Below are 12,766 nucleotides of genomic sequence, written 5' to 3'. Positions count from 1 at the left end.
ATAGCGGCAATTTGCGAAATTTAACTCAGAGGTCGCTTGATAAGTGTTGCTTATGAAAACGTGATAATTGTCACCCTCTCGTGCGGAAAAAAATCACCAGAGGGCGCGCGTTTTAATGCCAGCAGAAATGGTGGACCACCTGGGTAATGAGCTCGCGGGTTGGCTTAATAAAGCGCGTTTCCAGATACTCATCCGGCTGGTGGGCCTGGTTAATCGAGCCCGGGCCTAATACCAGCGTCGGACAGAGGGTCTGAATAAACGGCGCTTCGGTGCAGTAGTTGACCACGTCGGTCTGCGCGCCGAGCAGTTTTTCGACTACCTCAACCAGCTTATGGTCCGGTGGGCATTCGTAGCCAGGGATCGGCGGATGCAGTTCAGCAACGGTCAGGCGACCAGGCCAACGCTCACTCACCGGTGCCAGCGCCTCGTTCAGCAGCCCGTTAAGATCGTTGAGGGTCATTCCGGGCAGCGGGCGAATATCCATATGCAGTTCGCAACAGGCGCAAATGCGGTTGGAGGCATCGCCGCCGTGAATGGCCCCAAGGTTAAGTGTGGGATACGGGACGGTAAATGCGGCGTAGTGATAACGCTCTTTCAGGTCATCGCGCAGCTGCATGATGCGGCCGATGGCATCGTGCATTAGCTCAATGGCGTTGACGCCGCGTGCCGGGTCGCTGGAGTGGCCAGACTGCCCCTGAACGCGAACGGCAGTAGACATATGGCCTTTGTGCGCGCGTACCGGCTGCAGCGAAGTCGGTTCGCCGATAATGGCGCAGTCCGGCCGCAGTTGGGTCGTTTCGGCGAAATAGCGCGCGCCGGCCATGCTGGTCTCTTCATCGGCCGTCGCCAGAATATAGAGAGGCTTTTTCAGTTTAGCCACATCGACGTCGCGCAGGGCATCGAGAATAAAGGCGAAGAAGCCTTTCATATCCGCAGTGCCCAGGCCGTATAGCTTATTGTCATGCTCGGTCAGGGTAAAAGGATCGCGAGTCCAGCGGCCATCATCAAACGGGACGGTATCGGTGTGCCCGGCAAGCAGCAGGCCGCCTGCGCCGTGGCCGGTACTCGCCAGCAGGTTGAATTTATTACGCGTATCCGGCACCGGCTGAACTTCAACATTAAAGCCGATATCACGGAACCAGCCCGCCAGTAAATTGATTAAAGACTCATTGCTTTGATCCAGCGCCTCTTCGGTTGCGCTGATGGAAGGTGTGGCGATCAGCGCGCGGTAAATCTCGATAAAGGGCGGTAAATTGTTTTTCATTGTTGACACACCTCGGGTCGTGATAGTATCAATATTCATGCATTATTTGTGAATAAAAATACATTATCGTTGAGCGTAAGGAAACCCATCGAACGTAAGGATGATGCGCTTACGGCTCAACAGGGTGGGGAAGGCAACGGTCTTCCAGGGCAAATATACGTAAGCAAGAAGGTGAAGAGCCCCAATGTTGAACACGCTGATTGTGGGCGCCAGCGGTTATGCCGGCGCAGAGCTAGTGGCCTATGTAAATCGCCATCCTCATATGACCATAACCGCTTTGACGGTCTCCGCGCAAAGTAATGATGCGGGAAAATTAGTTTCCGATTTGCATCCGCAACTGAAAGGCATTGTCGATCTGCCGCTGCAGCCGATGTCTGATATCAGCGAGTTTAGCGCCGGAGTCGATGTCGTTTTTCTGGCTACCGCCCATGAAGTGAGCCACGATCTGGCGCCGCAGTTTCTCGCGGCGGGCTGCGTGGTGTTCGATCTCTCCGGGGCGTTCCGCGTGAATGACGGCGCCTTCTATGAAAAATATTATGGTTTCACTCATCAGCACCCTGAACTGCTTGAACAGGCGGTTTACGGCCTGGCCGAGTGGAGTGTCGAAAAGCTAAAAGAGGCAAATCTGATTGCCGTACCCGGCTGCTACCCGACGGCGGCTCAGCTATCGTTAAAACCGCTGATCGATGCGGGACTGCTGGATCTTAACCAGTGGCCGGCGATCAACGCGACCAGCGGGGTCAGCGGCGCCGGGCGTAAAGCCTCTCTCGGTAACAGCTTCTGCGAAGTCAGCCTGCAACCCTACGGCGTTTTCAATCACCGCCATCACCCGGAAATCTCCACCCACCTGGGCGCGGACGTTATTTTTACCCCGCATCTGGGCAATTTTAAGCGTGGGATTCTGGAAACCATTACCTGCCGTCTGAAGCCCGGCGTCAGTAAAGAACAGGTCGCGGCGGTGTTCCAGCAGGCCTATGCGGATAAACCGCTGGTACGTTTATACGATCGCGGGGTCCCTGCATTGAAAAATGTCGTGGGTCTGCCATTCTGTGATATCGGTTTTGCAGTCCAGGATGAACATATCATCGTGGTGGCGGCGGAAGATAACCTGCTGAAAGGTGCGGCCGCGCAGGCCGTACAGTGCGCTAACATTCGTTTCGGCTTCGCTGAGACGCAGTCTCTTATTTAAGGTGTGATGATGAATCCTTTAATTATCAAACTCGGCGGCGTCCTGCTGGACAGCGAAGAAGCGCTGGAGCGCCTGTTTACTGCCCTGGTGAACTACCGTGAATCACATCAGCGCCCGCTAATTATTGTGCACGGCGGCGGCTGCGTGGTGGATGAACTGATGAAGCAGCTCAATCTGCCGGTGAACAAGAAAAATGGTCTGCGGGTCACCCCGGCGGATCAGATCGACATTATTACCGGCGCGCTGGCGGGAACCGCCAATAAAACGCTGCTGGCGTGGGCGAAGAAACACGGCCTGGCTTCCGTTGGGCTATTCCTCGGCGATGGCGATAGCGTCAAAGTGACGCAGCTTGATGAAGAGCTTGGCCATGTCGGATTTGCTCAGCCGGGTTCTCCGGCGCTGATTAACACGCTGCTGGCGGGCGGTTATCTGCCGGTTGTCAGCTCCATCGGCGTTACCGATGACGGTAAGTTAATGAACGTCAACGCTGACCAGGCGGCGACCGCGCTGGCGGCAACGCTTGGCGCAGACCTGATTCTGCTGTCAGACGTGAGCGGCATTCTCGATGGCAAAGGTCAGCGTATTGCTGAAATGACCGCCGGGAAAGCTGAACAACTGATCGAGCAGGGCATTATCACCGACGGAATGATCGTCAAAGTGAATGCGGCTCTGGACGCGGCGCGGACATTAGGCCGCCCGGTCGATATCGCCTCCTGGCGGCACGCAGAGCAGCTCCCTGCACTGTTTAACGGTACGCCGATCGGCACGCGTATTCTGGCATAATCAATTTATCATTTTGTCGGCCCGGTAAGCGCAGCGCCGCCGGGCAATAAAATTCAAAGATATTAAGGAAGCATGTTATGGCACTTTGGGGTGGGCGTTTTACTCAGGCAGCGGATCAGCGGTTCAAACAGTTCAACGACTCTTTGCGCTTTGACTATCGCCTGGCGGAGCAGGATATCGTTGGCTCTGTTGCCTGGTCCAAAGCGCTGGTGACGGTGGGCGTACTGACCGCTGATGAACAGCAGAAGCTGGAAGAGGCGCTGAACATTCTGCTGGAAGAAGTACGGGCTAATCCGCAGCAGATCCTCGAAAGCGATGCGGAAGATATTCATAGCTGGGTAGAAGGTAAACTGATCGACAAGGTTGGCCAACTGGGCAAAAAGCTGCACACCGGGCGCAGCCGTAATGACCAGGTCGCAACGGACCTGAAGCTGTGGTGCAAAGATACCGTGGTGGAGCTGCTGTCGGCGAATCGTCAGCTGCAAAGCGCGCTGGTTGAGACGGCGGAGGCTAATCAGGACGCGGTCATGCCGGGCTATACTCACCTGCAGCGCGCGCAGCCGGTGACGTTCGCTCACTGGTGTCTGGCCTATGTCGAAATGCTGGCGCGTGATGAAAGCCGCCTGCAGGATGCGCTGAAACGTCTGGACGTCAGCCCGCTGGGCTGCGGCGCGCTGGCGGGGACCGCCTATGAAATCGATCGCGAACAGCTGGCCGGCTGGCTGGGTTTCGCAACGGCGACCCGCAATAGCCTGGACAGCGTGTCCGATCGCGATCACGTCCTGGAACTGCTGTCCGATGCCTCAATCGGCATGGTCCACCTGTCGCGTTTTGCCGAAGATCTGATCTTCTTTAACACCGGCGAAGCGGGCTTTGTGGAGCTTTCTGACCGCGTGACGTCGGGTTCATCCCTGATGCCGCAGAAGAAAAACCCGGATGCGCTGGAGCTGATCCGCGGTAAATGCGGCCGCGTGCAGGGTGCCCTGACCGGCATGATGATGACCCTTAAAGGGCTGCCGCTGGCCTACAACAAAGATATGCAGGAAGATAAAGAAGGCCTGTTTGACGCGCTTGATACCTGGCTCGACTGCCTGCATATGGCGGCGCTGGTGCTTGACGGTATTCAGGTGAAACGCCCGCGCTGTGAAGAAGCCGCGCAGCAGGGATACGCGAATGCCACCGAGCTGGCGGACTATCTGGTAGCTAAAGGCGTACCGTTCCGTGAGGCGCACCATATTGTGGGTGAAGCGGTAGTAGAAGCCATTGCCCAGGGCAAACCGCTGGAAGATCTCCCTCTGGCCAATTTACAAAAATTTAGCGGCGTTATTGCTGATGACGTCTATCCGATTCTTTCGCTGCAGTCGTGTCTGGATAAGCGAGCGGCTAAAGGCGGCGTTTCTCCGCAGCAGGTTGCTCAGGCGATTGCCGACGCTAAATCGCGCCTGGTTTGAGCTATCTGTTCGCTGCCTGAAAGGTATTAAATAAAGGAAGCTCGGGTAACTCCGGGCTTTTTTATGCAAAAAAAAAGCGGACACAAGGTCCGCAAAAGTTCACGTTGGCTTTAGTTATCCGGGTAGAGAACTGATGAGGAAGCTCAATGATTTTCTGCAGTTTTCCTCATTTATGGGTTTATTATTGAACAGAAACCTTGATAGGGATAATCGTTCGTTGCTATTCTATCTATCGCCATGGACTATCGTGGCGATGGAGGATGAATAATGAATATTCGCGATCTTGAATATCTGGTAGCGCTAGCTGAACACCGCCACTTCCGCCGTGCGGCGGATTCTTGCCACGTCAGTCAACCTACGCTTAGCGGGCAGATCCGTAAGCTGGAGGATGAACTCGGCGTGATGTTGCTGGAGCGCACCAGCCGTAAGGTTCTGTTCACCCAGGCAGGGCTGCTGCTGGTGGATCAAGCGCGTACCGTGCTACGCGAAGTCAAAGTGCTTAAGGAAATGGCGAGCCAGCAGGGAGAGACCATGTCCGGGCCATTGCATATCGGACTGATCCCGACCATTGGCCCTTATCTGCTGCCGCTGATTATCCCCATGCTGCACCAGACCTTTCCGAAGCTGGAAATGTATCTGCATGAAGCGCAAACCCATCAGCTGTTGGCCCAGCTTGATAGCGGTAAGCTCGACTGCGCAATTCTGGCGCTGGTCAAAGAGAGCGAAGCTTTTATTGAGGTGCCGCTGTTTGATGAGCCAATGATGCTGGCTATCTATGAAGATCATCCGTGGGCAAACCGCGAGTGCGTGCCGATGTCGGATCTGGCCGGTGAAAAACTGCTGATGCTGGAAGATGGCCACTGCCTGCGCGATCAGGCGATGGGCTTTTGCTTTGAAGCCGGCGCCGATGAAGACACCCACTTCCGCGCGACCAGTCTCGAAACGCTGCGTAACATGGTGGCTGCCGGTAGCGGCATCACCCTGTTGCCCGCCTTAGCCGTGCCGCAGGAGAGAAAGCGCGATGGCGTGGTCTATGTGCCTTGCATTAAGCCGGAACCGAGACGTACCGTTGGGCTGGTTTATCGCCCGGGTTCTCCGCTGCGTAGCCGTTATGAACATCTGGCGGAGGCCATCCGCAGTAAAATGGATGGCCATTTCGACGCGGCGTTAAAACAGGCGGTTTAAGCCATTCAACGCAGCTACCCGATAGGCTTCCGCCATTGTCGGATAGTTAAAGGTGGTGTTAACGAAGTACTCAATGGTGTTACCGCCGCCTTTCTGCTCCATTATCGCCTGGCCGATGTGAATAATTTCGGCCGCGCGCTCACCGAAACAATGAATGCCGAGGATCTCTTTCGTTTCGCGATGAAACAGGATCTTCAACGTACCGACGCTCATACCGACAATCTGCGCTCGCGCCAGGTGCTTGAACTGCGCGCGCCCGACCTCATAAGGCACCTTCATTGCCGTCAGCTGCTGCTCGGTTTTGCCGACCGAGCTGATTTCCGGAATGGTGTAAATCCCGGTAGGGATATCCTCGATCAGATGCGCAGATGCTTCGCCTTTCACCAGCGCCTGGGCCGCAATGCGCCCCTGATCGTACGCGGCGGAGGCCAGGCTCGGATAGCCAATCACATCGCCGACGGCATAGATGTGCGGCAGGGCGGTCTGGTACATGCTGTTGACCTTTAGCTGACCGCGGCTATCGGTCTGCAGACCGATATTTTCCAGCGCCAGAGAGTCGGTATTCCCGGTACGGCCGTTGGCGTAGAGCAGGCAGTCCGCCTTGAGCTTTTTGCCGGATTTCAGATGCATGATGACGCCGTCATCAACGCCTTCAATCTTTTCGTACTCTTCGTTGTGACGAATCACCACGCCGCTGTTCCAGAAGTGATAGGAGAGCGAATCAGACATCTCCTGATCGAGAAATGCCAGCAGACGATCGCGGGTGTTGATTAGATCCACTTTGACCTCCATCCCGCGGAAGATCGACGCATATTCGCAGCCGATCACCCCGGCGCCATAAATGATCACATGGCGCGGTTCGTGATGCAGGCTGAGGATCGAGTCGCTGTCATAAATGCGCGGATGATGAAAGTCGACGTCTGCCGGGTGATAGGGGCGTGAACCGCAGGCAATGACGAACTTTTCCGCCGTCACCGTCTCCACGGTACCGTCGTGGCATTCCAGCGCGATAGTGTGTTCATCGACAAAGTGGGCGTTGCCCTGCAAGATTACACAGTGGTTGCGCTCGTAGAAACCCTGACGCATATGGGTTTGCTGGTTAATGACGCTGTCGGCATGGTTCAGGATGTCGGCGAAGGAAGAACGAAGAAGACGGGAATGGTCGCTGTAGAGGGGGTTTTGGTTAAACTCGATAATACGGCTGACGGCATGGCGGAGGGCTTTTGACGGGATGGTACCCCAGTGGGTACAACCGCCGCCGACGTTATGGTAGCGCTCGATGACGGCAACGCGTGCTCCCTGTTTCACCAGCCCCATGGCGGCACCTTCTCCGCCCGGACCGGAACCAATCACAATTGCATCATAATCCCAAGAGTGTGACATGGCATTACTCACCTGTTTTATACATAAAATAAACACGATGATAACATTCGCCGCGCTTTAACCCAATTATCGTTGTGCTTTTTTGCGGCATAAAAGCAGAAACAGCTCGTAAACAATCATTCACAATCCAGTGTAAACCGATTAGTTCTAATCTCTGGTATAGTGCCGGAAGGGCTTATGGAAGGATTCAGACAACGTGATGGGCGTAAGAGCGCAACAAAAAGAAAAAACCCGGCGTTCGCTGGTGGAAGCAGCATTTAGCCAGCTAAGTGCTGAACGAAGTTTTGCCAGCTTGAGCCTGCGCGAAGTGGCGCGGGAAGCCGGGATCGCCCCAACGTCCTTCTATCGCCATTTCCGCGATGTCGATGAGCTGGGTTTGACCATGGTGGATGAAAGCGGGCTGATGCTGCGTCAGCTGATGCGTCAGGCGCGGCAGCGTATAGCCAAAGGGGGCAGCGTCATTCGTACCTCTGTTTCCACCTTTATGGAATTCATCGGTAACAACCCGAATGCCTTCCGTCTGCTGCTGCGTGAACGCTCCGGTACATCCGCGGCGTTTCGTGCCGCCGTGGCGCGTGAAATTCAGCATTTCATCGCGGAACTTGCCGACTATTTAGAAATCGAAAACCATATGCCGCGCGCCTTTACCGAAGCGCAGGCTGAAGCTATGGTCACCATCGTATTTAGCGCCGGCGCCGAGGCCCTGGATGTAGGTCCGGAGCAGCGTCGGCAGCTGGAAGAGCGCCTGGTGCTGCAGCTCAGAATGATCTCGAAAGGCGCGTATTATTGGTATCGCCGTGAACAAGAAAAAATTTCAAATCATTCCGAATAACGTGAAGGACGAGCAATGAAACACTCAGTACAAGATAGAGGCACGCTGCTGCTGGCGCTGATCGCAGGTTTATCCATTAATGGAACCTTCGCTGCGCTATTCAGTTCAATTGTCCCTTTTTCCATTTTCCCTGTTTTGTCGCTGGTGCTGACGGTTTACTGTCTGCATCAGCGCTATCAAAATCGTAGTATGCCCGTGGGTCTGCCGGGGCTCGCCGCCGCCTGTTTTATTCTCGGCGTGCTGGTTTATAGCACCGTTGTGCGCGCGGAATATCCGGACATCGGCTCTAACTTCTTCCCGGCGGTTCTGTCGGTGATTATGGTGTTCTGGATTGGCTACAAAGTGCGCAACCGCAAGAGCGCGATCGCTGAATAAACTATCGCCCGGCAACAGCGCTGTTGCCGGGTTTCCTGCCGCAGCTTTACTTCTTCGTTAACAGTACGCCGCATTCCATATGGTGGGTATACGGGAACTGGTCGAACAGCGCCAGGCGCGTGATCTCGTGGGTATCACTGAGCGTTTCCAGGTTCTGGCATAGGGTCTCCGGATTGCAGGAGATATACAGAATACGCGGATACGCCTGCACCATTTTCTCCGTTTCGCTATCCAGCCCGCTGCGCGGCGGATCGACGAAAATCGTCTGGCACTGATAGCTCTTCAGATCGATGCCCTGCAGGCGATTAAACTCCCGCACGCCGTTCATCGCTTGAGTAAACTCTTCCGCCGACATGCGGATAATCTGCACATTATCAATGTGGTTCGCGGCAATGTTGTATTGCGCTGCTGCGACGGATGGTTTAGCAATCTCTGTTGCCAGCACGCGATCGAAATTACGCGCCAGCGCCAGCGAAAAGTTGCCGTTGCCGCAATACAGCTCAAGCAGGTCGCCGGTTGCGCCTTTCGTGGTATCAATAGCCCACTCCAGCATCTGGATGTTCATCGCTGCGTTCGGCTGGGTGAAGCTATTCTCTACCTGGCGATAGACCATTTCACGCCCGCCAACCGGTAAGCGTTCATCAATATAATCCTGATCCAGCTCGATTTTCGTCTTCGTTGCGCGGCCAATCAGATGCACATTCAGGTTTTGCCCCCGCAGCGCATCGCGCAAACGCTCCGCCTGCTGGCGCCACTCGTCGTCGAGCTTTTTATGATACAGCAGCGATATCACCGCCTGGTTGCTTAGGGTGGTCAGATAATCCACCTGAAACAGTTTATGGCGCAGTACCGGGTTATCGCGTACGCCGGCAATCACGGCAGTCATCAATTGATTAATGAGTTCACTGGCGGCCGGGAAGGTATCGACGCGAATACGGGATTTGGTCTGCTGATCAAACATAATGTGGTACAGGTCATCGCCATCGTGCCACAGGCGGAACTCTGCGCGCATGCGATAGTGGCTGACCGGCGAACGAAACACTTCCGGAACCGGGGCGCTGAAAGGCGCCATCATTTTCTGCAAACGGACGACTTTCTCTGCCAGCTGCGCTTCATATTGTTCGGTAGGAAGGTGTTCGGGGGTCATGATGTATCCTGAATAAAATAAGTACGCGGGGATTGTAGGGAAAGCGCTGGGGATGTCCAGCCCTGATGATATCAGGAAATATCACCGTAGAAGTCTGGACATCTATATGTTTCTAATTATAGCATCGTGTTACCGGTCCTATGAGTTAATAGGGAATCCAGTGCAAATCTGGAGCTGACGCGCAGCGGTAAGGAAAAGTGGGATGAGCGCATAGTGCAGACACTGCGGTTATTTAGCGGGAAGTCCTCATCCATTAAACACCCCAAGCCCGAAGACCTGCCGGAATACGTCGCATTTGGTTTCTATCATCGCGTGCTATTGATAGAGCCGGCGGCATCCTTTGCATATTACGGATGCTTTTAAAATGATTAAAAAAGCTTCGCTGATGACGGCGCTCTCCGTCACGGCTTTTTCCGGCTGGGCGCAGGACAGCAATTCAGATACGTTAGTGGTGACAGCAAATCGTTTTCAACAACCGGTCAATACCGTACTGGCTCCTACCGACGTCGTCACGCATGAGGATATTCAGCGCTGGCAGTCAAAAGATCTCAATGATGTTATGCGTCGTTTGCCGGGCGTGGATATCGCGCAAAATGGCGGGATGGGTAACAGCTCTTCACTTTATGTGCGTGGGACAGAAGGCCGTCATGTTCTGGTGCTGATTGATGGTGTGCCGATGGCGCGTGCGGGGATCTCCAACGGTATCGATTTGGGGCAGATCCCGGTGTCGCTGGTGCAACGCGTGGAATATATTCGTGGGCCGCGCTCCGCAGTGTATGGTTCAGGTGCGATTGGCGGCGTGGTTAACATTATCACGATGACCGACCAGGATCGTTCACAGATCAATGCGGGCATGGGTAGCAATGGCTATCAGACGTATGACGGCACGATAAACAAACGCTTTGGCGACACGGTAGTGACCGCAGCGGGCGCTTACCAGACTACCAAAGGCTTTAACATCCAGCCTGATTCCACCTATAGCGGCGACAGCGATCGCGATGGCTACCGCAATAAGCTGTTCTGGGGCGGTGTGCAGCACAAGTTTGATGATAACTTCTCGGGTTTCTTCCGTGGCTATGGCTACACTGCGAACAGCGATTACGATCAGGGCGGGTATGGTTATGCCGGCGGTAACGACGAAGCCCAGAACTACAATCAATCGTGGGATATCGGGCTGCGCTTTAACTCGGGTATTTACTCTTCTCAACTGATCGCAAACTATCAGCATCTTAAAAGCTACAACTACAGCAATGACCTGGGACGCTATGCCGGTGATGCGACGCTGGATAATATGGAACAGCGTTACATTCAATGGGGTAACAACGTTGAGGTGGGGCATGGCGCGGTAAGCGGCGGTGTTGACTGGAAACAGGAAAAGCTGACCTCAAGCAGTACCACGTTGTCGGATTCCTACAAGCGTGACACCACCGGGCTTTATCTGACTGGACAGCAGCAGCTCGATAGCGTGACCCTGGAAGCATCTGGCCGTGAAGATCACGATGAGCAGTTCGGCTGGCACGGTACCTGGCAGACGGCGGCGGGCTGGGAGTTTGTTGAAGGCTATCGGGCAACGCTTTCCTACGGCACCGGATTCCTTGCGCCATCGCTCGGCCAGCAATATGGCGCGACGCGTTTTGCCTCCTCTTACGGGCCAGGTATTGCTGCTAACCCGGATCTGAAACCGGAAGAGTCTAAACAATGGGAAGCGGGTATTGAGGGTTTGACGGGGCCGCTAGACTGGCGTCTGTCGGCGTACCATTATGAAATTCAAAACCTCATCGACTACAGCAATAATCAGTATATCAACGTCAAGTCTGCCACCATTAAAGGGCTGGAGTGGACCGGCAACCTCAGTACCGGCCCGGTGGACCATCATCTGACGCTTCAGTATGTTGACCCACGTGATGACCAAACGGATAAAGTTCTGTATCGCCGTGCTAAGCAGCAGGTGAAATACGAACTGACGGGACAGGTCTTCGATCTCGGCTGGAACGTGATGTATCAGTATATCGGACAGCGCTACGATAATGATTACGACAACAACCGTGATGTAAAACTTGGCGGCGTGAGCCTGTGGGATATCGGATTGTCATATCCAATCACCTCACACCTGACAGTTCGTGGTAAAATAGCTAACCTGTTCGATAAAGATTACGAGACAGTTTATGGCTACCAAACTGCAGGACGGGAATACACCTTGTCTGGCAGCTACACCTTCTGATCCACGTCCCACCGTGCTGGTGTTTGATTCCGGCGTCGGTGGGCTGTCGGTTTACAATGAGATTCGGCAGCTTTTGCCGAATCTGCATTATATCTACGCTTTCGACAACGTTGCTTTCCCCTACGGCGAGAAAAGCGAAGAGTTTATTGTTGAACGCGTTCTGGAGATTGTCACTGCGGTTCAGCAGCGTTACCCCCTGGCGCTGGCCGTCATTGCCTGTAATACCGCAAGTACCGTTTCCCTCCCCGCCTTGCGCGACAAATTTGCGTTTCCGGTTGTCGGCGTGGTTCCTGCGATAAAACCCGCGGCAAGATTAACGGCGAATGGCGTTGTTGGTCTGCTGGCGACGCGCGGGACGGTAAAACGTCCTTATACGCGCGAACTGATTGCTCGTTTTGCGAATGAATGCAAAATCGAAATGCTGGGATCGGCAGAGCTGGTTGAGCTGGCAGAAGCCAAGCTGCACGGCGAGCCGGTTCCGCTGGATGAGCTGCGACGTATTCTGCGTCCCTGGCTGCGAATGCAGGAGCCGCCTGATACGGTTGTGTTGGGCTGTACGCATTTCCCTCTATTACAAGAGGAGCTGCAGCAGGTTCTGCCGGAAGGGACGAGAATGATCGACTCCGGGGCGGCGATTGCGCGTCGAACCGCCTGGCTATTAGAGCATGAAGCGCCTGATGCAAAATCGGGTGATGCCAATATTGCGTACTGTATGGCGTTAACGGCTGAAACTGAACAGCTTTTGAGCGTTTTGCAGCGTTACGGCTTCGAATCGCTGGAAAAATTACCGCTTTCATAGCGTTTTGCACAAAAAAGAGACGGTTGAAAGATTTTTTGCAAACAGGGCTTGTCAACGTCTCAGAACTCCCTATAATGCGCCTCCACTGACACGGAACAACGGCTTACAGCCCGCCGGGTCAGCGGGATTCAGCGATG

11 protein-coding genes and 1 riboswitch are annotated in these 12,766 nt (G+C 54.5%); of the genes, 8 read left to right on the top strand and 3 right to left on the bottom strand.

The window, feature by feature from the left end; all coding sequences use genetic code 11:
- Nucleotides 1-112: 112 nt before the first annotated feature.
- Nucleotides 113-1,264, bottom strand: coding sequence for an acetylornithine deacetylase (argE, locus tag ABLV75_RS13660; protein ID WP_004107566.1), 1,152 nt, complete (start codon nt 1,262-1,264; stop codon nt 113-115).
- Between the two features lie 184 nt (nt 1,265-1,448).
- Here argE and argC point away from each other — a divergent pair, with 184 nt between their 5' ends.
- The 4 genes from argC (at nt 1,449) to oxyR (ending at nt 5,872) form a co-directional block, all read left to right on the top strand.
- Nucleotides 1,449-2,453, top strand: a complete 1,005-nt coding sequence (gene argC, locus ABLV75_RS13655) for an N-acetyl-gamma-glutamyl-phosphate reductase (protein ID WP_004107567.1) — start codon at nt 1,449-1,451, stop codon at nt 2,451-2,453.
- A 6-nt stretch (nt 2,454-2,459) separates the two neighbouring features.
- Nucleotides 2,460-3,236, top strand: coding sequence for an acetylglutamate kinase (argB, locus tag ABLV75_RS13650; RefSeq protein ID WP_094298910.1), 777 nt, complete (start codon nt 2,460-2,462; stop codon nt 3,234-3,236).
- 77 nt (nt 3,237-3,313) lie between these two features.
- The gene (gene argH / locus ABLV75_RS13645) at nt 3,314-4,687 is read left to right on the top strand and encodes an argininosuccinate lyase (RefSeq protein ID WP_004107571.1); all 1,374 of its coding nucleotides are present in this window, start codon (nt 3,314-3,316) and stop codon (nt 4,685-4,687) included.
- A gap of 267 nt (nt 4,688-4,954) precedes the next feature.
- Nucleotides 4,955-5,872 carry a DNA-binding transcriptional regulator OxyR gene (gene oxyR / locus ABLV75_RS13640; protein ID WP_004107578.1) on the top strand — a complete coding sequence of 306 codons (918 nt, stop codon included), beginning with the start codon at nt 4,955-4,957 and terminating at the stop codon, nt 5,870-5,872.
- Here the strand turns inward: oxyR and sthA are convergent.
- Entirely contained in the window at nt 5,855-7,255 is a 1,401-nt protein-coding gene (gene sthA, locus ABLV75_RS13635; RefSeq protein WP_004107580.1) for a Si-specific NAD(P)(+) transhydrogenase, read from the bottom strand. The two genes, oxyR and sthA, sit on opposite strands and share 18 nt — an antisense overlap.
- Nucleotides 7,256-7,451: 196 nt before the next feature.
- On the opposite strand from sthA, the gene fabR reads away from it, so the two are divergent.
- Together fabR and ABLV75_RS13625 are read left to right on the top strand one after the other, a co-directional pair.
- On the top strand, nt 7,452-8,087 hold the full coding sequence (gene fabR / locus ABLV75_RS13630; protein WP_004107582.1) for an HTH-type transcriptional repressor FabR: 636 nt from the start codon (nt 7,452-7,454) through the stop codon (nt 8,085-8,087).
- A 15-nt stretch (nt 8,088-8,102) separates the two neighbouring features.
- Complete coding sequence (locus ABLV75_RS13625; RefSeq protein ID WP_004107583.1) at nt 8,103-8,462, top strand: YijD family membrane protein; 360 nt, start codon at nt 8,103-8,105, stop codon at nt 8,460-8,462.
- Nucleotides 8,463-8,508: 46 nt separating this feature from the next.
- Here ABLV75_RS13625 and trmA read toward each other — a convergent pair whose 3' ends face one another.
- A complete protein-coding gene (trmA, locus tag ABLV75_RS13620) occupies nt 8,509-9,609 on the bottom strand; it encodes a tRNA (uridine(54)-C5)-methyltransferase TrmA (RefSeq protein ID WP_004107585.1) in 1,101 nt (366 codons plus the stop codon).
- Nucleotides 9,610-9,725: 116 nt separating this feature from the next.
- Nucleotides 9,726-9,908, top strand: a riboswitch (cobalamin riboswitch).
- A 65-nt stretch (nt 9,909-9,973) separates the two neighbouring features.
- Here trmA and btuB point away from each other — a divergent pair.
- Nucleotides 9,974-11,830 carry a TonB-dependent vitamin B12 receptor BtuB gene (btuB, locus tag ABLV75_RS13615; RefSeq protein ID WP_004107587.1) on the top strand — a complete coding sequence of 619 codons (1,857 nt, stop codon included), beginning with the start codon at nt 9,974-9,976 and terminating at the stop codon, nt 11,828-11,830.
- The gene (gene murI, locus ABLV75_RS13610; protein WP_004107591.1) at nt 11,775-12,629 is read left to right on the top strand and encodes a glutamate racemase; all 855 of its coding nucleotides are present in this window, start codon (nt 11,775-11,777) and stop codon (nt 12,627-12,629) included. The genes btuB and murI overlap by 56 nt, the downstream gene beginning before the upstream one ends.
- Nucleotides 12,630-12,766 lie beyond the last annotated feature (137 nt).

The sequence above is a fragment of the Klebsiella sp. CN_Kp066 genome (genome assembly GCF_040065135.1).
GTDB lineage: Bacteria > Pseudomonadota > Gammaproteobacteria > Enterobacterales > Enterobacteriaceae > Klebsiella > Klebsiella oxytoca.
This window is presented reverse-complemented; position numbering and strand designations above follow the sequence as displayed.

Bases quoted from the DNA above. Each gene is read 5' to 3' on its own strand.
- sthA (WP_004107580.1), bottom strand. From the start codon at position 7,255: ATGTCACACTCTTGGGATTATGATGCAATTGTGATTGGTTCCGGTCCG.
- btuB (WP_004107587.1), top strand. From the start codon at position 9,974: ATGATTAAAAAAGCTTCGCTGATGACGGCGCTCTCCGTCACGGCTTTT.
- oxyR (WP_004107578.1), top strand. From the start codon at position 4,955: ATGAATATTCGCGATCTTGAATATCTGGTAGCGCTAGCTGAACACCGC.
- ABLV75_RS13625 (WP_004107583.1), top strand. From the start codon at position 8,103: ATGAAACACTCAGTACAAGATAGAGGCACGCTGCTGCTGGCGCTGATC.
- argH (WP_004107571.1), top strand. From the start codon at position 3,314: ATGGCACTTTGGGGTGGGCGTTTTACTCAGGCAGCGGATCAGCGGTTC.
- argB (WP_094298910.1), top strand. From the start codon at position 2,460: ATGATGAATCCTTTAATTATCAAACTCGGCGGCGTCCTGCTGGACAGC.
- argC (WP_004107567.1), top strand. From the start codon at position 1,449: ATGTTGAACACGCTGATTGTGGGCGCCAGCGGTTATGCCGGCGCAGAG.
- trmA (WP_004107585.1), bottom strand. From the start codon at position 9,609: ATGACCCCCGAACACCTTCCTACCGAACAATATGAAGCGCAGCTGGCA.
- murI (WP_004107591.1), top strand. From the start codon at position 11,775: ATGGCTACCAAACTGCAGGACGGGAATACACCTTGTCTGGCAGCTACA.
- argE (WP_004107566.1), bottom strand. From the start codon at position 1,264: ATGAAAAACAATTTACCGCCCTTTATCGAGATTTACCGCGCGCTGATC.